Origin of the sequence: Phyllobacterium zundukense (assembly GCF_025452195.1) — a bacterium.
GTDB classification, from domain to species: Bacteria; Pseudomonadota; Alphaproteobacteria; order Rhizobiales; family Rhizobiaceae; genus Phyllobacterium; species Phyllobacterium zundukense_A.
Genome location: NZ_CP104973.1, coordinates 2,378,284 through 2,394,514, shown reverse-complemented (window position 1 = coordinate 2,394,514; position 16,231 = coordinate 2,378,284). Strand labels below are relative to the sequence as shown.

15 protein-coding genes are annotated in these 16,231 nt (G+C 57.3%); 8 read left to right on the top strand and 7 right to left on the bottom strand.

What is annotated here, in order from left to right; genetic code table 11:
* Nucleotides 1–4: 4 nt before the first annotated feature.
* Nucleotides 5–2,338, bottom strand: coding sequence for a glucose/quinate/shikimate family membrane-bound PQQ-dependent dehydrogenase (locus N8E88_RS24090; protein WP_262292797.1), 2,334 nt, complete (start codon nt 2,336–2,338; stop codon nt 5–7).
* A 267-nt stretch (nt 2,339–2,605) separates the two neighbouring features.
* On the opposite strand from N8E88_RS24090, the gene N8E88_RS24085 reads away from it, so the two are divergent.
* Complete coding sequence (locus N8E88_RS24085; RefSeq protein ID WP_262292796.1) at nt 2,606–5,053, top strand: ATP-dependent helicase; 2,448 nt, start codon at nt 2,606–2,608, stop codon at nt 5,051–5,053.
* Nucleotides 5,054–5,058: 5 nt separating this feature from the next.
* Here the strand turns inward: N8E88_RS24085 and N8E88_RS24080 are convergent, their stop codons facing one another.
* The 3 genes from N8E88_RS24080 to N8E88_RS24070 all read right to left on the bottom strand — a co-directional run bounded on the left by N8E88_RS24080 (nt 5,059) and on the right by N8E88_RS24070 (nt 7,373).
* The gene (locus N8E88_RS24080; RefSeq protein WP_262292795.1) at nt 5,059–5,964 is read right to left on the bottom strand and encodes a type II toxin-antitoxin system RelB family anti-toxin; all 906 of its coding nucleotides are present in this window, start codon (nt 5,962–5,964) and stop codon (nt 5,059–5,061) included.
* A gap of 106 nt (nt 5,965–6,070) precedes the next feature.
* Nucleotides 6,071–6,553: a CreA family protein gene (locus N8E88_RS24075; protein WP_262292794.1), complete on the bottom strand. Its 483-nt coding sequence runs from the start codon at nt 6,551–6,553 to the stop codon at nt 6,071–6,073.
* Nucleotides 6,554–6,740: 187 nt separating this feature from the next.
* Complete coding sequence (locus N8E88_RS24070) at nt 6,741–7,373, bottom strand: DapH/DapD/GlmU-related protein (protein ID WP_262292793.1); 633 nt, start codon at nt 7,371–7,373, stop codon at nt 6,741–6,743.
* Between the two features lie 197 nt (nt 7,374–7,570).
* Here N8E88_RS24070 and N8E88_RS24065 point away from each other — a divergent pair, with 197 nt between their 5' ends.
* The 6 genes from N8E88_RS24065 (at nt 7,571) to N8E88_RS24040 (ending at nt 12,300) form a co-directional block, all read left to right on the top strand.
* Nucleotides 7,571–7,975: a hypothetical protein gene (locus N8E88_RS24065; RefSeq protein ID WP_262292792.1), complete on the top strand. Its 405-nt coding sequence runs from the start codon at nt 7,571–7,573 to the stop codon at nt 7,973–7,975.
* Nucleotides 7,976–8,028: 53 nt separating this feature from the next.
* Nucleotides 8,029–8,190, top strand: a complete 162-nt coding sequence (locus N8E88_RS24060) for a hypothetical protein (RefSeq protein ID WP_262292791.1) — start codon at nt 8,029–8,031, stop codon at nt 8,188–8,190.
* A 28-nt stretch (nt 8,191–8,218) separates the two neighbouring features.
* Nucleotides 8,219–8,809, top strand: a complete 591-nt coding sequence (locus N8E88_RS24055) for an SCO family protein (protein ID WP_262292790.1) — start codon at nt 8,219–8,221, stop codon at nt 8,807–8,809.
* Nucleotides 8,810–8,959: 150 nt separating this feature from the next.
* Nucleotides 8,960–9,907, top strand: coding sequence for a 50S ribosomal protein L11 methyltransferase (locus tag N8E88_RS24050; RefSeq protein WP_262292789.1), 948 nt, complete (start codon nt 8,960–8,962; stop codon nt 9,905–9,907).
* Between the two features lie 90 nt (nt 9,908–9,997).
* Complete coding sequence (locus N8E88_RS24045) at nt 9,998–10,225, top strand: hypothetical protein (protein ID WP_262292788.1); 228 nt, start codon at nt 9,998–10,000, stop codon at nt 10,223–10,225.
* Nucleotides 10,226–10,464: 239 nt separating this feature from the next.
* Nucleotides 10,465–12,300, top strand: coding sequence for an aminopeptidase P family protein (locus N8E88_RS24040; RefSeq protein ID WP_262292787.1), 1,836 nt, complete (start codon nt 10,465–10,467; stop codon nt 12,298–12,300).
* A gap of 6 nt (nt 12,301–12,306) precedes the next feature.
* On the opposite strand, the gene N8E88_RS24035 is transcribed toward N8E88_RS24040, so the two are convergent.
* Together N8E88_RS24035 and N8E88_RS24030 are read right to left on the bottom strand one after the other, a co-directional pair.
* The gene (locus N8E88_RS24035; RefSeq protein ID WP_262292786.1) at nt 12,307–12,600 is read right to left on the bottom strand and encodes a branched-chain amino acid transport AzlD family protein; all 294 of its coding nucleotides are present in this window, start codon (nt 12,598–12,600) and stop codon (nt 12,307–12,309) included.
* Nucleotides 12,600–13,346, bottom strand: a complete 747-nt coding sequence (locus N8E88_RS24030) for an AzlC family ABC transporter permease (RefSeq protein WP_262292785.1) — start codon at nt 13,344–13,346, stop codon at nt 12,600–12,602. The genes N8E88_RS24035 and N8E88_RS24030 overlap by 1 nt, the downstream gene beginning before the upstream one ends.
* A gap of 150 nt (nt 13,347–13,496) precedes the next feature.
* Between N8E88_RS24030 and N8E88_RS24025 the strand changes: the two genes are divergently transcribed.
* On the top strand, nt 13,497–13,841 hold the full coding sequence (locus N8E88_RS24025) for a cupin domain-containing protein (RefSeq protein WP_262292784.1): 345 nt from the start codon (nt 13,497–13,499) through the stop codon (nt 13,839–13,841).
* Between the two features lie 88 nt (nt 13,842–13,929).
* Here N8E88_RS24025 and N8E88_RS24020 read toward each other — a convergent pair whose 3' ends face one another.
* On the bottom strand, nt 13,930–16,200 hold the full coding sequence (locus tag N8E88_RS24020; protein WP_262292783.1) for a TonB-dependent receptor, heme/hemoglobin family: 2,271 nt from the start codon (nt 16,198–16,200) through the stop codon (nt 13,930–13,932).
* Nucleotides 16,201–16,231 lie beyond the last annotated feature (31 nt).

Here is a 16,231-nt window from a genome sequence, read left to right as displayed (position 1 = left end):
ACTATCATGGCAGGGTATAGGCGATGACATAGTCGCCGGGCTTTGTCCCGACAGAACCGTGGCCGCCGGCGACCATGACGACATACTGCTTGCCGTTCAAAGCGAAGGACATGGGCGTCGACTGGCCCCCTGCTGGAAGGCGTGCTTCCCAAAGCTGATTGCCGTTCGTGACATCATAGGCGCGCAGATAATCATCCACGGCAGCACCGAGGAAAGCGACGCCACCGGCGGTGATCATCGGACCGCCAATGCCCGGAACGCCGACTTTGAACGGCAATGGCAGCGGCGACGAATCCCTCACTGTACCGTTCCGGTGCTTCCAGGTGATTTTGCCTGTGCGCAGGTCAGCCCCGGCCACATAGCCCCATGGTGGAGCCTGGCAAGGCAGGCCGAGCGGCGAAACAAATGGTCCCATGATGACCGCATAGGGCGCGCCTTCATTGCGATTGAGGCCCTGCTCGCTGCCCTTGGTGTTGTCGCCCGGCGGAGGGACATCGGCGCGCGGAACCAGCTTTGACGTAAAGGCAAGATATGTCGGCATGCCGAACATAATCTGGCGCCCGGGATCGACAGCAATGCCGCCCCAGTTGAACACGCCGAAATTGCCGGGATAGATCAGTGACCCCAACAGCGATGGCGGCGTGTAACGGCCTTCGTAGCGTAGCTTGAGAAACTCGATGCGGCACGCCAGCTGGTCGAACATCGACACGCCCCACATATCCTTGCCCGTCAAACGCTGCGGTATGAAGTTGAGTGCAGATACCGGCTGTGTCGCAGCGGTATGATCCCCCTCTATTGCGCCCGTCGGCGCCGGGACTTCCTCTACCGGCAGGATTGGTTCGCCGGTACGCCGGTCGAGAACATAAATGTCGCCCTGTTTGGTTGGCCCGACGAGCGCTGGAATGGCGCCCGTTGCGGTATTGATATCGAGGAGCGTCGGCTGGGCGGGAACATCCATGTCCCATAGATCGTGATGAACAGTCTGGCGTACCCAGCGCAATTGGCCGGAATTCAGGTCAAGCGCAACGATCGACGACGAGAACTTCTCGACATTCTCCGACCGCCCCGCGCCAAGCTGGTCCGGCGTCTGGTTGCCGAGCGGCACGTAAAGCAGGCCGAGCTTCTCATCCACACTTGAGACCGACCAGCTGTTGGGTGAATTGTGGGTATAGGTCTGGCCCTCCGGCAAGGGCGTCGTCACGTCGGGATTGCCTGAATCCCAGTTCCAGATGAGTGCGCCTGTATTGATATCGTACGCGCGAATAACGCCGGACTGCTCATGTATCGAGTAGTTATCATTGACCGCACCGCCGACAATGATCTTGCCGGCAGCGACGACGGGCGGTGACGTCGAATAATAATAGCCCGCCGGGTCGTATGGCATGCCCTTCTCGAGATGCAGCGTGCCTTTGTCGGCAAAGGAGGGGCAGATCTGGCCGTTTGCGGCATCAAGGGCAATCAATCGCGCGTCTGAGGTCGGAAGATAGACCCGTTCGGCACAAGGCTGGCCGGGCTGCAACGCCGGGTCCGCATAGTAGGAGACGCCGCGGCATGTCTGGTGCTGGCGGTCAGGATTGAGCCCGACATTCGGGTCGAACTTCCACTTCTCCTTGCCGGTTGCTGCATCGAGCGCGATGGCCCAATTGTGCGGCGTGCAGATATAGAGCGTGTCGCGCACTTTCAGGGGCGTCACCTGATAGGTGGTTTCACCGATGTCATCGGGCAGTTTCACATCGCCGGTCTGGTAGGTCCAGGCAACCTGCAAACTATCGACGTTGTCTGGCGTAATCTCTTTCAGCGGCGAATAGCGCTGGCCATAGGGTGTACGACCATATTGGTGCCAATCATCGGCGGGAACGTTGCCGCCGAGATCTGGCTCGGTTGCGATGACCTCTTCGCTGAGCTCCCCTGTGATTTGCTTCGGATCGCCCATCATGGAGTAGCCGGCAACAAAAAGTGCGGCGAGAACGGCGAAAAGCAGAGGAACGGCCGGACCCCACGAAGCGCGCTGTGCGTCATCACTGGCGTTCAATCCGCGGCGAATCCACGGTGTCAGCAACCATAGCCCGAGCAGTATGATGACACCGCCGCGCGGCGCGAGCTGCCACCAGTCAAAGCCGATCTCCCAGATGGCCCAGCCAAGCGTACCGATCACCAGGATCGCGTAAACAAGCAACGCCGACGCGCGTTTCCGGAAGAGAAGATAGGACGTGATCAGGAAAGCCAGCCCAGCGAGTATATAATACCAGCTGCCACCAAGCACCGCGAGCCAGACACCACCGGCACCAAGTGCCGCACCGATCAGGAGAAATACGAGGGCTGTCAGAGTGATTGCCATGGGGCGGGGGTCCTTTTCCAAGCTCAATCAGGATCGAATGATCTCTGACATGCGGCTGCGAACGTGCCGGCGGTTGTCAGAGTGTGCTCAAGTCAAAGAGTCGTCTCAATCAAAATGGGTATGCCGTAAATCCAAAGGACGCAATATCGCTTGGCCTATATTTCAACTTCAAGTTTAGGTGTAGAAGATTGTGCCTAAGCCTCGCCGTTCTCTTTTTGTATCGCATTTTTCTGGTTTTTCGGTACCGAATCACTACATTGGGTTCAAATGTCCGGATTACCTGACGATATGCCGTTTTTCGACGAAGCTGATGCGCCGCCGCGCCAGCCTTCGGGTATAGCTGCACGCGCTATGCAAGCACGTGGGGCGCCACCTTACCTGAGCGGGCTCAATCCTGAACAGCGACTGGCGGTTGAAACGACGGAAGGTCCGGTGCTCGTCCTGGCTGGTGCCGGTACCGGCAAGACGCGCGTTTTGACCTCCCGTATTGCGCATATCCTTTCGCTGGGCAAAGCCTGGCCAAGCCAGATTTTGGCGGTGACCTTTACCAACAAGGCCGCCCGCGAAATGAAAGAGCGTATCGGCGTTCTGGTTGGCGGTGCTGTCGAGGGCATGCCATGGCTCGGCACCTTCCACTCGATCGGTGTCAAGCTGCTGCGGCGTCACGCGGAGCTGGTTGGTCTCAAGTCCGATTTCACCATTCTTGACACGGATGATGTCGTTCGCCTGATCAAGCAGATCATCCAGGCCGAGGGCCTCGACGACAAACGCTGGCCCGCCAAGCAGTTTGCGCTCATGATCGACGGCTGGAAGAACAAGGGTCTTGGTCCTTCCGAAATACCGGAAGGCGACGCGCGCGCCTTTGCCAATGGCAAGGGCCGCGAGCTTTACAGCGCGTACCAGAACCGCCTGAAGACGCTGAACGCCTGCGATTTCGGCGACCTGCTCTGCCATCCGATCCGGATGTTCCGCGCCTATCCGGATGTGCTGAAAGAATATCATGCCAAGTTTCGCTATATCCTTGTCGACGAGTATCAGGACACCAATACCGCGCAATATATGTGGCTACGGCTGATCGCGCAGGGTTCCAAGAATGTCTGCTGTGTCGGCGATGATGATCAGTCGATTTACGGTTGGCGCGGCGCGGAAGTGGACAATATCCTGCGCTTCGAGAAGGATTTTCCCGGCGCAGTTGTGATCCGGCTGGAGCGCAACTACCGCTCGACGGCACATATTCTCGGTACTGCCTCGTTCCTGATTTCGCACAATGAAGGCCGTCTCGGCAAAACCCTCTTCACCGATGCGGCCAATCCTGAAGACGCGAAGGTCAATGTGCACGCCTCCTGGGATTCCGAAGAGGAAGCCCGCGCTGTCGGTGAAGAGATCGAGCAGGCGCAGCGCAAGGGCCACAATCTCAACGACATGGCGATCCTTGTGCGCGCCTCGTTCCAGATGCGCGAGTTCGAAGACCGTTTTGTCACGCTCGGGCTGAACTACCGGGTGGTCGGCGGCCCACGGTTTTATGAACGTCTCGAAATCCGCGATGCGCTGGCCTATTTCCGCGTCGTGGCGCAAGGCGCGGACGATCTCGCGCTGGAACGCATCATCAATACGCCGAAGCGCGGGCTCGGCGAAGCAGCGATCCGGCAGGTGCATGATTATGCACGGGCCCGCGACATCAGCATGCTCGAGGCAGCGTCCGACCTCATCCAGACGGAAGAGCTGAAGCCCAAGCCGCGTTCGGCCTTGCGTGAAGTGGTGGAAAATTTCCAGCGCTGGCAGGGGCTGATTGACACGACCCCGCATCCGGAGCTTGCCGAGAAAATCCTCGACGAATCCGGCTATACGGCCATGTGGCAGGCGGATCGTTCCGCCGAGGCACCGGGGCGACTGGAGAACCTGAAAGAACTGATCCGCTCGATGGAGGAATATGAGTCGCTGCGCTCTTTCCTCGAACATGTGGCACTGGTCATGGATGCCGAGCAGAACGAGAACCTCGATGCCGTGAATATCATGACGCTGCACTCGGCCAAGGGCCTTGAGTTTGAGACGGTCATCCTCCCGGGTTGGGAAGAAGGCCTGTTTCCGCACCAGCGCGCGCTGGATGAAGGCGGCCGCTCGGGCCTCGAAGAAGAACGCCGCCTCGCCTATGTCGGACTGACGCGCGCCAAGAAGAACCTGCATATCTGGTTCGTTTCAAACCGGCGTATCCATGGCCTGTGGCAATCGACGATCCCTTCCCGGTTTCTCGAAGAGCTGCCGGAAGCGCATGTGGACGTGGTAGCAGGCGGCGATAGTTACGGAGGCTATGGCGGCCGGGGCGGCGGTTACGGCCAATCGCGCTTTGATCGCGCCGACCCGTTCGAAAACACCTATTCAACACCTGGCTGGCAACGCGCCCAACAAAACCGCTCCGACGCGACGCGCAACAATTGGGGCTCGCGCTCCGGCGCAAAAGTGGAGCGCATCGGCTACGGCGAAACGGATTCCGTTCTCGGCGCAGGACGCGGTTCAGTGAAGGGCCGCACGATCGATGGCGAACTGGTGGCGAAATCCGTCAGCGAGACGCCCTCGAATTTCGACGTGGGCGACCGCGTGTTCCACATCAAGTTTGGCAATGGCAATGTCTCGTCGATCGAAGGCAACAAACTGACGATCGATTTCGACAAGGCCGGGCAAAAGCGCGTGCTGGATAGCTTTGTGAAAGGGATTTGAGCGGTCTAACCAGCTAAATCGTCCAGAGTTACGTTTAGGAGCGCAGCAACGCGCTTCATAACGGACAGCGAACCATCCTTGGCTCCATTTTCAATTTCAGATAGATACGGCTGAGAGATTCCGGCGGCCCGCGCCAAGGCCACAGCAGTCATCCCGCGCCATTTCCGAAAGACGCGTACCGGATGTTGGCCAGCCACCAAAGCCGACACGACATCTTCGGGGAAAGTTTCCTCTTCACCGCTCGCTATTCGCGCACGAATGTCCAGCGCACGCTGCCTGTTCAGCTGGAAAGGTCCCCCGCCCCTTACGCTCGCCTTGAATGCTGCCATGTCCCAAGCCGGCCCGGGATCAGACTTTCGGCCGGGGGCGATATCATCGTGACCCATGATATCCTCGATGGCATATTCGCGGCAGATGGCTTGCGCTGCGGCGATCACGGTCTCGATCTGCGCTGTGGTGAAGACTTCCCAGCCGCAATCGGGCACACCGAATTTATGGCGGGCTTCGATGACCTTCGACCCATCAACGGCCGCTCCGGTCCACGAGACCCATCCTCCAGCACTTTTGCCAAGCGGTCCCCAGTTTTCGATTTCTATGCCGATCGCTGAATTGTTCAGTCCCGAATATCTGGTACCGCCCTTCCCCGTCCACTGGCTCTTGCCGGCATGCCAGGCGACAACATTGAATGGCACGCATTGCGTTACTGACCCATCGCGGCGCACGACGAGATGCGCCGAAACATTGGCAGTATCTTGCGAAAAATACCTGGCGGTATCGGCTTCCGGACCGCTGGCGGTGTAGTGAATGATCAGGAACTTGGCCTTTAGTTCGCCGCCGATATTAGGCGAACCGATGAAGTTCACAATCGACATACCAGTGCCGAGCCTGTCGTTTTTAATGCAAAAATTCATGATCAAACCCTTCAGATAAAAGCTCGATCCATTCTGCGTTAAATAAGATTAAATTCCTATTACCCATTGGTATAAGATCGTTCGTCCAATCCAAAAGCAGGGATGATTACTCAGGCTTGCCTTTGGACCAGCTGACATTTCCCGCAAAGAGCGGGATCGTCGAGATCGACGTTTTGGCTGAGCCATCCTGAACCTGCGTGGCATGGGCAAGATAAATCAGCGTGTTGTTGGGCTTGTCGTAGATGCGCGTAATGACGAGCTTCTTCCAGATGAGGCTGGTGCGCTCGGAGAATACCCGCTCGCCACCTTCGCCCAGCTCGATATCGTCAATCGTGATCGGGCCGGTCTGCTGACAGGAAATCGAGGCATTGGACGGATCCTCGAACCAGTTGCCTTTCTGCAGCCGGTCGATCATGCCGCGCGAGAATGATGCGAGATGGCAGGTAACGCCTTGCACCTTCGGATCGGTGACCGCATCGATGACGATATCATTGCCGAGCCAGTCGACGCCGACCTTGCCAACTTCTTCGGCCTGAGCAGATAGGACTGCGGCGCCTAGAAGGGCCAGTGCAGCAAGGGTGCGCTTCATCAGAAAACTCCCGAGGGTTTGACGTTGGGGCAAAACACAGTTGGATACTGCGCGGAATGATTGCAAGCAAATGGCGAACGAATGTTTAGAGCATTTCCGTTTTCAATCGAGTTACTGCAATGCTCTAACTCTTTGTTTTTACGCAATTCCGGACGCAAAACCGGTTCCCACTTTTGCTGGAATTGCTCTAACGCTCCCATTTCGCCAGGAAATCCTCGATGCCGAGTGACTGGATATCCGGGATTGCTTCGAAGATCATTTCTGGTGGCCAGTCCCACCAGGCAAGCCGCTGCAGTCGGGCCGCAATTTCTTCGGGGAAGCGAAGGCGGAGCATCCGGGCCGGATTGCCCGCGACGATCGTATAGGGCGCGACATTTCTGGTCACCACCGCGTTGGCGCCAACGACTGCGCCATGACCGATCTGGACTGCCGGCATGATCACAGCGCCATGCCCGATCCAGACATCATGGCCGATCCCGACGCGTTTCGCTTGCCGGCGTGCGCGAAAGACATTGTCGATGCCCTGGTACTTGAAGAACTCGTTTGGCCGGTAGCTGATCTTGTGCGTCGTCAGGCGCTCCATCGGGTGTTCGAGTGCGTTGATGCGAACGTTTGCTGCAATCGAGCAAAACCGCCCGATGTCGGCATAGATTCCCTCACTGTGCCGTTCGAAATAGGTAAAATCACCGGCGGTCACATCGCGCAGGATGACGCGCTCACCCACTTCAGTATATTTGCCGAGCGTGACGCCTTTCAGCTGCGCGCTCGGATGGATACGCGGCTGGTCATTCTGGAAGCGCGGATCGTGTTTGTCGGCCATGATCTTTCTCGAATTGTTCAGTCGATTCTTTTGCACAAAAGGTGACTAGGTGCCAGATCTGTCAATAAAATCAAATCGGTCTGGCTGCCCAGTCCTCAATTCACAAGAAGTTTGCAAGAATGCGGGCAAGATGAGCCGTTAAGGGTAAATGGGCTAGCTGGTGTCGAGCGCGAAAAAAATATGAAATAGTATCTGGCATGTCCAATGCTGCTGAAACCGATCATCACTTGCGCCGCGCCTTGATGAGCGTTCTATGCGGCAAGCTGCTCGCAGTCCTGAGCTTTGGCCGTCGCATCGAAAGCATCATTGTCACCGACCATCCCTCATTGAAAAGCGCCCCCGTCGATTTTGGCCCCGGCGGCTTTGCGAGCTTGTCGTTCGATGAGCGAACTTTCGCGGAATTTTGCGGCTATATCGCCGGGGCGCTGGTATCGGGAAGCAGCCTGAAGCCGTCCGATTTTCCCGATGCCGAAAGGCCGGCCTTCGCACGCGCCGAGAAAATCCTAGCCCGTTTCGGCGATGAAAAAATGGAACTGCTGATCAGGAAGCTATGCGGCATGCGCGAGCATGGAACGTATCCCTTGCGGTCGTTGACGAGTTGAAAAGGCCCCGTCACTTGTTTGCATAAACCCAGCCGAAATCCTATAATCAAACCATGAAAACGTCATCCTCCATCAGCACACCGAGAATGGTGCTCTATGCAGCCCTTGCGCTCGGCGCATCCGTAGCCTCGGGGCTCACCTTTGCTGCATGGTTCAACAAAGGCGATTCCATCTTCCTTTCCCTCATCAACGCGGGATTGGCCTGGTGCATGTAGTCGCCTCGCGGTCCCTGAGTAATCATTCATGAACAAACGTCTGCTGCCTTTCTTGATCGTGGCGATTGCACTTCTTGCCGGGGCTGCGGGCTGGATCACCTTCCAGTCGTCACGCCAGACGACGGCCGGCAATCAGGGGCCATTCGGCACGTCCTTCCAGCTTACGACGATGAACGGCGAACCAATCACAGAGGCGGCATTCCGGCAAAAGCCATCCGCCATATTCTTTGGCTTCACCCATTGCCCGGAAGTCTGTCCGACGACATTGTTCGAGCTTGACGGCTGGCTCAAGAAACTCGGCACGGAGGGCGCGGACGTCAACGCCTATTTCGTCACGGTTGACCCGGAACGGGACACTGTCCCCGTCATGAAATCCTATGTCAGCAACGTGTCTGACCGGATCACGGGCGTGACAGGCGATCCCGACAAGATCACAGCCATGCTGAAGGGTTATAGCGTCTTTGCGCGAAAGGTCTCCGTCGAAGGCAGCGATTACACGATGGACCATACCGCCTCGATCTTTCTTCTCGACAGCAAGGGCGGTTTCTTCGGCACCATTGCCTATGGCGAAAATCCTGATACGGCTGTCGAGAAACTGAAACGCCTCGCCAAAAGCTAGATTTCACGTCAAGGCGGCCTGCAAACGGCGTTTTTCTGCGCTCCGGTGCTCACGTACCAAATATACACTGCGCTCCGGTGCTCGAAAATCACCGTTTTCGCCTCGCCCTGACATGAATCTCGACAGACCCTAGAGCAGAGAACTTCTCGAATGACCACCCAGACCCGTCTTTTCGTTACCGCCGGCAAGATCGAAGCCGAGCGCATCTTCACCAAGCTCGAACGTGAATTCGAGGAGGACGGTCTGCCGGTCTCAAACGCCGAAATCGATGAGGATCGTGAAATATTCGAGGTTTCGGTCTACACATTCGAGCCCGACGAAATCGAGCTGCGCATTCGCGATGTTTTATCTCTTGGTTTTGTCGCAATTCCAGACGGAAAACCGCTTGGCACTTTGCCTGGAATTGCTCCGGGCAGCGACACCTTCGGCCTCGAATTGAAGCGTGAGCAGGTGCCGGACATCGATTGGGTCGCGCATTCGCTGGAAGGGTTGAAGCCGGTACGCGCGGGTCGCTTCTTCGTGCATGGCTCGCATGATCGCGAAAAACGCCGCGTCAATGAACTCGGTATCGAAATCGATGCTGGACAAGCATTCGGTACTGGCCACCACGGCACCACTTCCGGCTGTCTCGACATGATCAGCCAAGTGATCCGGCGCGAACATCCGCGCAATGCGCTTGACCTTGGAACGGGAAGCGCTGTGCTTGCCATCGGCATCGCCAAGCTTGCGCCTATCCGGATTCTGGCAACGGATATCGATCCGGTCGCGGTCGCCGTGGCGCAGGAGAATGTGGTGAAGAACGGCGTTGCCGCCCGGATACAGACCGAAACCGCAACGGGGTTTCATCATCCGGCAATACGCGCCGCCGCGCCCTTCGATCTCATCGTCGCAAACATCCTTGCACGGCCGTTGATGCAGCTCGCTCCTGAAATGTGCAAACACCTCGCCTGGGGTGGTTCGCTCATCCTCTCGGGTATTCTCGAAGCGCAACGGGAGAAGGTCCTCGCCGCCTACCGCGTGCAGGGCCTGTTTCATATGAAGACATTGCGCCGCGAGGGCTGGGTTACGCTGCATCTGAAGGCTAACGCAACGCACTAGAACCTTTTCGAAGTGTATTCCCACATTCCAATTGACAGTCTTGATCGATTATAGGAATATATTCTTACCTTTTCCTTCGATTTTACCCTTATGGTCCATATCGCCATAGCGAAAGGCGATCTCGACGAGGCGATTCGCCTTGTTGATGTGGGCATTGCCAAGGGCTGGGTGGATCATTTGCCGACATACTACGAACTCCTGAAGAAACGAGACCGGGGGGCCCTTGTCACTTTTCTGCGCAAGCAGCAGGCGAGCTCGATCGAAACCCTTGGCCTGACAGACTATTGGGAACCAACGGCTTTTCCACTTGAGCTGTAAGCCCCCTCAAGACGAGCTTTTCTCCATCAAGCGGAGTTGTTAGGGGACCAACGCCATCTCCCATCGAACGACGGGCAGCCAAACCAAAGCCCCCGATTAAATCGGTTGCCAAATGCACTCCTCCATTGCGCGCCCGAAAACGGGAGGCTAGGTTTCGACCCTATCATTGGCCATGATCCTTGTTTAAAAAATCGCAAAGATTTTTGGGTCGTACGCTAACCAAAGAGGTCCAGATTCCCATGTTCCAGTCGTTTGAGGTCACAAGCAATCCTACCACCGGAGGGCCCCGTGTCGCCAAGCTGCGCGCCGAACTCGAAAACCTTGGCCTCGACGGTTTTCTCGTGCCGCGCGCCGATGAACACCAGGGCGAATATGTGCCTGCCCGGGCCCGCCGTCTGGCATGGCTGACCGGTTTTACTGGCTCTGCAGGCGTTGCTCTAATTATGAAATACAAGGCCTATCTGTTCGTGGACGGCCGCTATACGTTGCAGGCGGTTGAGCAGACCGACCCGGATGTTTTCACCATTGAAAGCCTTGTCGACACGCCGCCGCCGGTGTGGCTACGAAATGTCGAGAAGAAGCTGACCATCGGGTTCGACCCCTGGCTGCACACGATCAGCGAAACCAAATCGTTGCGCGAGGCTCTGGAGAAAAACGGCGGCACTCTCGTTGCGGTCAAAGACAATCTGGTCGACTTGATCTGGGAAGATCAGCCAGCTCCGCCGCTGGAAGCCGTCACGATCCAGCCGGAGAAATATGCAGGCAAGCTGGCAAGCCAGAAGCTGCATGAACTGGCCGAAGCCGTTGCCAAAGCCAAAGCCGACGCGACGATCCTCACGGATCCATCCTCGATTGCCTGGGCTTTCAATATTCGCGGCAATGATGTCAGCAATACACCCCTTCCCCTCGCCTTCGCGCTGATTCCGGCATCGGGCGAACCGCTGCTTTTTATCGACAAGCGCAAGCTGCCGATCGAAACGGAAGCCTATCTCACCCAGCTTTCGACGTTGCGCGCACCGTCGACCCTTGAAGGAGACGTTGCGGGCTTTGCCGCCGAGGGCAAGATCGTGATGCTTGATCCGGCGCTGGCGGCAGAAAAGCTGCGTCTGATCATCGAAAAAGCCGGCGGGAAAGTCGTGGACGGCCTCGACCCGGCGCGGTTGCCGCGCGCACTCAAGAACGCGGTCGAGCTTGAAGGCGCGCGCAGGTCGCACGAGCGCGATGGCGTAGCAATGGTATCCTTCCTGTCCTGGATCGATAGCCAGGCGCCTGGCACGATCGATGAGATCATTGCGGCAACGAAACTTGAAGAAACCCGCCAGACTGTGGCGGAGAGCTTCCAGATGCCGTTGGAAAATCTTTCGTTCGACAGCATTTCAGGTGCTGGACCGAATGGAGCCTTCGCGCATTACCGTGTCAGCACAGCGTCAAACCGCACATTGGAGGACGGTGAGCTCTATCTGATCGACAGCGGCGGCCAATATCGCGACGGGACCACCGACATCACCCGCACGCTGCCGATCGGCAAGCCTTCAGATGATATGAAGCGCAAATTCACACTGGTGCTCAAGGGCATGATTGCCATTTCGACTGCGCGCTTTCCGAAGGGAACACGCGGTATGGACATCGACGTGCTTGCCCGCATCGCCCTGTGGAAACAGGGATATGATTATGGCCATGGCACCGGGCACGGGGTGGGTTCATTCCTGTCTGTGCATGAGGGGCCGCAGAGCATATCGAAGCGCGGCGTGCACGAACTGCTGCCGGGCATGATCCTTTCCAACGAGCCCGGCTACTACAAGCCCGGTGCCTACGGCATCCGTACCGAAAACCTGTTGATCGTCACCGAGCCGGAAGTGCCGGAAGGTGGCGATATTCCGATGATGGGCTTTGAGACGATTACGCTCTGCCCCATCGACAGACGGCTGATCGATACCAGTCTGTTGATACGGGAAGAGCTTATTTGGCTGGATGCGTATCACGCGAGGGTTCGCGAGGCGTTGCTGCCGCACACGAATGGTCCGGCGCGCGAATGGCTGATCAGCACGACCGAGCCTTTCGGCCATGAGAGCTAGTTTGTGTCAGGAGAACTGCCGCAGCAGGATGATGACCGCTCCCCCAGCGAGAAACATGGTCAGCGCATTGAAGCGCAGCGCCACAAGACCGGCGAAGCCAAGCGCGATCAATCCGCGCCAGTCGGCTTCCGCCGCCGCAGGAGCAACAAGCGTCGTCAAAACCGCGGCAGGCACCGCATTGAGCGCAACTTCGACACGAGGGTGGATGCGCTCGAAGCGCGAGAGCACCAGATGACCGCCGATACGCGTCAGGAACGTCAGAACTGCGCCGGCGATTATGATCCACGTTATCGAGGACATCAGCGTTGCCCCTGCGGTTTTTCTGGTTTAGCGACAATCACAGCCATCAGAATACCAGCAAGGGCGCCAATACTGACGTGCCAGGGCGAGCCAATCGTCTTATAGGCAATGATCGAGACTACGGCGCTGGCGATGACGATCGCCGCCCAGTTATCGCGCTTGCGAAACCCCATGACCAAACCGAGAAAATAGATCGGCAGCAGCATATCGATTCCAAGAGCATGCGGGTCGGATATCAGATTGCCGAACAAACCGCCGATCCAGGCTTCCGTGACCCACATTACGTAAATCGGCGTGGCGACGCCAAGGTACCAGATGAAGGTCACCGGTTTCGCGGATTCTGCGCGCTTCTCGGTTTCCGCATATTGAGGATCGGTCAAAAGGAAATAGCTGAGAGCGCTCTGGAGCGGTTTGAAGTGGCCGATGCGCCGTCCCACCGCCGCCGAATAGAGCACATGGCGGAAATTTACGGCGAAAATGGAAAAGACGATCAGCCAGGCAGGGACATTGTGGCCGAACAGTTCGATACCGACCATCTGGCTTGCACCGCCAAAAATCGCGGCGCTCATCAGCACCGCCTGAAACACCGTGAACCCATTGTCAACGGCCAGCGCGCCAAACAGCAGCCCGAACGGCGCCGAAGCTACCATGATGGGCAGGCCTTTGGCGAAGCCTTCCCAGAACTGGGTGCGCGCGCGGCCTGGTTCGGCGGGAACCGATTGCCGTTGATATACTTGTTCGTCCATTGGTCTGCTCTAGGCCAGCTTCATCTGGCTGTCACGTCACATTTGTTGATTGATACCATCAATGTCACTGCAGTGATCGGGAATGCATCCGTTCTTGTCAGGTGATTTTGCCACGATTATTTTGCATCGACGAGACAAGGGAGACCAAAAATGCCGCATATAATAGAACGCGATGTCTGGGCGACCGATCCCGAGCATTGGCGGGGAGAGGTCACGGGCAAGCCTTACGGAACCAACATCTCGGTGATTTTCAACCATCAGGAGCGGGTTGGCGCCGGGCCGCGTTTACACAAGCATCCCTATACGGAGACATTCATCATCCGCAAAGGCCGTGCGCGGTTTATTGTCGGGGATCAAATCATCGAGGCTCATGAAGGTCAGATCGTCGTTTCGCCGGCCAACACGCCGCACAAGTTTGAAAACCTCGGGCCGGGCATACTGGAGACAATCGATATCCACGCCAACGAGGTGTTCGTAACCGAGTGGCTTGAGTAATTGATGATCTGCGGAAGTGCTGTGCGTGGTTCGACGGGGCTCACCAAGTCGAACCACGCACAGGAGATTTGCAATCCGCCGCTATAGCTCAGAACTTCTGCGTCAGCGAAACACGGAAGCTGCGGCCAACTTCCGTATAGCGATCTGCGATTGCAGGCGAAATTGAATCCGGCACATCGAGCGCGTTCCAGTATTTCGTGTCGAAGACATTGAAAATGCCCGCCTGCAGCTTCATTCCCTTGGCGAATTTCGGTTCCCACCAGAGGGTAGTATCGACCAGCGCATAGCCGGGGGCAACGAAACCGCCGTCGCTGACCTTGTCACGGCGCGAGGCCATGGTCAGAGACACATCACTGCCCCAATCTTCCACCGCATATCCCAGCCCGACGATCGCACGAACCGGCGGCACCGAGTTCAGATATTCGTCATTCTCGGTGTCCTTGCCGACTGTCCATGCGACGGAGGCCCAGGTGCGCCAATGATCGGCAAAGTTCACATGGCCGCGAAGTTCCGCGCCATAAATCTGAACGCGGTCGAGATTGGCATAACCCGTAATACCGCCGACCGGAAATTCACCGCCCGGAGGCGCGATCGTCACTTCCTCGATGAAGTTGCGGTAGTAATTGTTGAAGATGCTGCCGCCAAATCCATAAGTCTCGTTTTCGAGTTTCGCGCCGATTTCAAAACCGTTGCTGGTTTCGGGCTTCAGATCGGGATTGCCGATTCTGGCGTAGGAGCCCGGCGCACCGTAATTCTGGAAGAGTTCCAGCGCGGTTGGAGCGCGGAACCCCTGTGCCCACTGAGCGTAGAAGTCGAGGTCCGGAGCAGCGTGCCACGTTGCGCGGAGCTTGGGAGAGAAGCGCGAGTCGCTGTTGGCGGAAGGTATCGTACCGTCGAAATTGGGACCAGCCTCATAAGCAGCAGTCGATTGCGGGCGATGATCATACCAGTCAAAACGTCCGCCGGGTGTGATTGTCACACGGCCATTCAGGACATCGATATCGTCCTCGGCATAGAGGCCGACCGCGAGGGATTCGACGTCTGGCATATCGGACGAGTTGGAATGCAGCATCCGGCACGATTGCGGACCGAACGGTTGTGGAATCGTGGACCAATCGACATCGGGACAATTGTCGACGCCTGCTGAATATTGGTGCAGGTCCTGGCGGTAGATTTCTCCGCCGACACGGAATGTGTGTGTAAGATTGCCGATCTCGGTGCTTTTCAGAACATTGCCGGTGAGGCCGTAGCTGTCCTGCTTCAGCTCGTTATCGCGCGTGTAGACGCCGGAGGGATAGCCGTAGAAGAATGGGTCGCCGCGGATGATAAATGACCGACCGTCGCGGACGCGAACGCCGTCTGTTGTCTTGGTGAGGATCTGCTGCTGCCAATAGGCTATGGCATGCGCCTCATCGATCCAGCCGGTCTTGTCAGGCGATATATAGTCGTAGCTCGCGGATATCCGCTTGCGCTCGACATCATCGCCGGATTCGAGACTTCCTCGAACGTAGCTCGCCGTCGAACCGATCCTGTCATCGATATCCGCATCGCGCTTGAAATATTCGCCGGTTATGCCAAACCGATGACCACCGTCGACATTCTGATAAATCTTGGCGAGAAAATTGCCTTGGTCGAAGTCTAATGGATTGGCTTCAGTTCGCGTTGCGCCATAACCGCCAACGTCGCCCATGTTTTCGAATTCATGTCCTTGCCTATATCCGCCCTGGATCAGGAATTCCGTATCGTTGGCGCGCGCTGCTACCGCAGCATTCGTGCGCCAGCTCTGGTCAGCACTGTCATAGACGCCCTTGGTTATAGCACCCCAATTGCGTCCGTCCGTCAAAAGGTCCTCCGGATCGAGCGTCTGCAGCTGTACAACGCCGCCCAAAGCGCCCGAGCCATAGCGGCTGGAATCGGCACCCTTGGTAATGTCGATTGCGGAAAGGCCGTCAAAATCCACGGCGTTCAGCCCGCCCGCATTGCTGCGGGGGTCGGTCAGCCACGGCACGCGTATGCCGTCGACGGTCGTCAGGACACGATTCTCATCGAGGCCCCGCAAGTTAATACTATTGTTTTGCGTGTTGAAATTGACGCCCGCATCGACGCGGCGCCCAAGATCCTCGAAACTCTCGACCATGCGCTCCTGAATTTCTTGCCGGTCAGTCACGGTGGTCAATCGGGATTTTTCACCCTCGGCCGCTTTTGGACGCGCCCCTTTTACGACGATTGTTTCGAGTTCGATATTATCGCCAGTGTTTGTGGTGTTTTGCGCGATCGATGCGCCAGTGCTCAATCCAACCATCACCAATGTACCGGCGCCGCCACACATAAGGCGCGCGAGCAGAGTCTTTTTAGCCATGTCCCAGTTCCCCAAACCCAAAGAGAATGCC

What these genes read in the sequence shown, in the direction of transcription:
- N8E88_RS24090 (WP_262292797.1), bottom strand. Translation starts at nt 2,338, where the DNA reads ATGGCAATCACTCTGACAGCCCTCGTATTTCTCCTGATCGGTGCGGCA.
- N8E88_RS24085 (WP_262292796.1), top strand. Translation starts at nt 2,606, where the DNA reads ATGTCCGGATTACCTGACGATATGCCGTTTTTCGACGAAGCTGATGCG.
- N8E88_RS24080 (WP_262292795.1), bottom strand. Translation starts at nt 5,964, where the DNA reads ATGAATTTTTGCATTAAAAACGACAGGCTCGGCACTGGTATGTCGATT.
- N8E88_RS24075 (WP_262292794.1), bottom strand. Translation starts at nt 6,553, where the DNA reads ATGAAGCGCACCCTTGCTGCACTGGCCCTTCTAGGCGCCGCAGTCCTA.
- N8E88_RS24070 (WP_262292793.1), bottom strand. Translation starts at nt 7,373, where the DNA reads ATGGCCGACAAACACGATCCGCGCTTCCAGAATGACCAGCCGCGTATC.
- N8E88_RS24065 (WP_262292792.1), top strand. Translation starts at nt 7,571, where the DNA reads ATGTCCAATGCTGCTGAAACCGATCATCACTTGCGCCGCGCCTTGATG.
- N8E88_RS24060 (WP_262292791.1), top strand. Translation starts at nt 8,029, where the DNA reads ATGAAAACGTCATCCTCCATCAGCACACCGAGAATGGTGCTCTATGCA.
- N8E88_RS24055 (WP_262292790.1), top strand. Translation starts at nt 8,219, where the DNA reads ATGAACAAACGTCTGCTGCCTTTCTTGATCGTGGCGATTGCACTTCTT.
- N8E88_RS24050 (WP_262292789.1), top strand. Translation starts at nt 8,960, where the DNA reads ATGACCACCCAGACCCGTCTTTTCGTTACCGCCGGCAAGATCGAAGCC.
- N8E88_RS24045 (WP_262292788.1), top strand. Translation starts at nt 9,998, where the DNA reads ATGGTCCATATCGCCATAGCGAAAGGCGATCTCGACGAGGCGATTCGC.
- N8E88_RS24040 (WP_262292787.1), top strand. Translation starts at nt 10,465, where the DNA reads ATGTTCCAGTCGTTTGAGGTCACAAGCAATCCTACCACCGGAGGGCCC.
- N8E88_RS24035 (WP_262292786.1), bottom strand. Translation starts at nt 12,600, where the DNA reads ATGTCCTCGATAACGTGGATCATAATCGCCGGCGCAGTTCTGACGTTC.
- N8E88_RS24030 (WP_262292785.1), bottom strand. Translation starts at nt 13,346, where the DNA reads ATGGACGAACAAGTATATCAACGGCAATCGGTTCCCGCCGAACCAGGC.
- N8E88_RS24025 (WP_262292784.1), top strand. Translation starts at nt 13,497, where the DNA reads ATGCCGCATATAATAGAACGCGATGTCTGGGCGACCGATCCCGAGCAT.
- N8E88_RS24020 (WP_262292783.1), bottom strand. Translation starts at nt 16,200, where the DNA reads ATGGCTAAAAAGACTCTGCTCGCGCGCCTTATGTGTGGCGGCGCCGGT.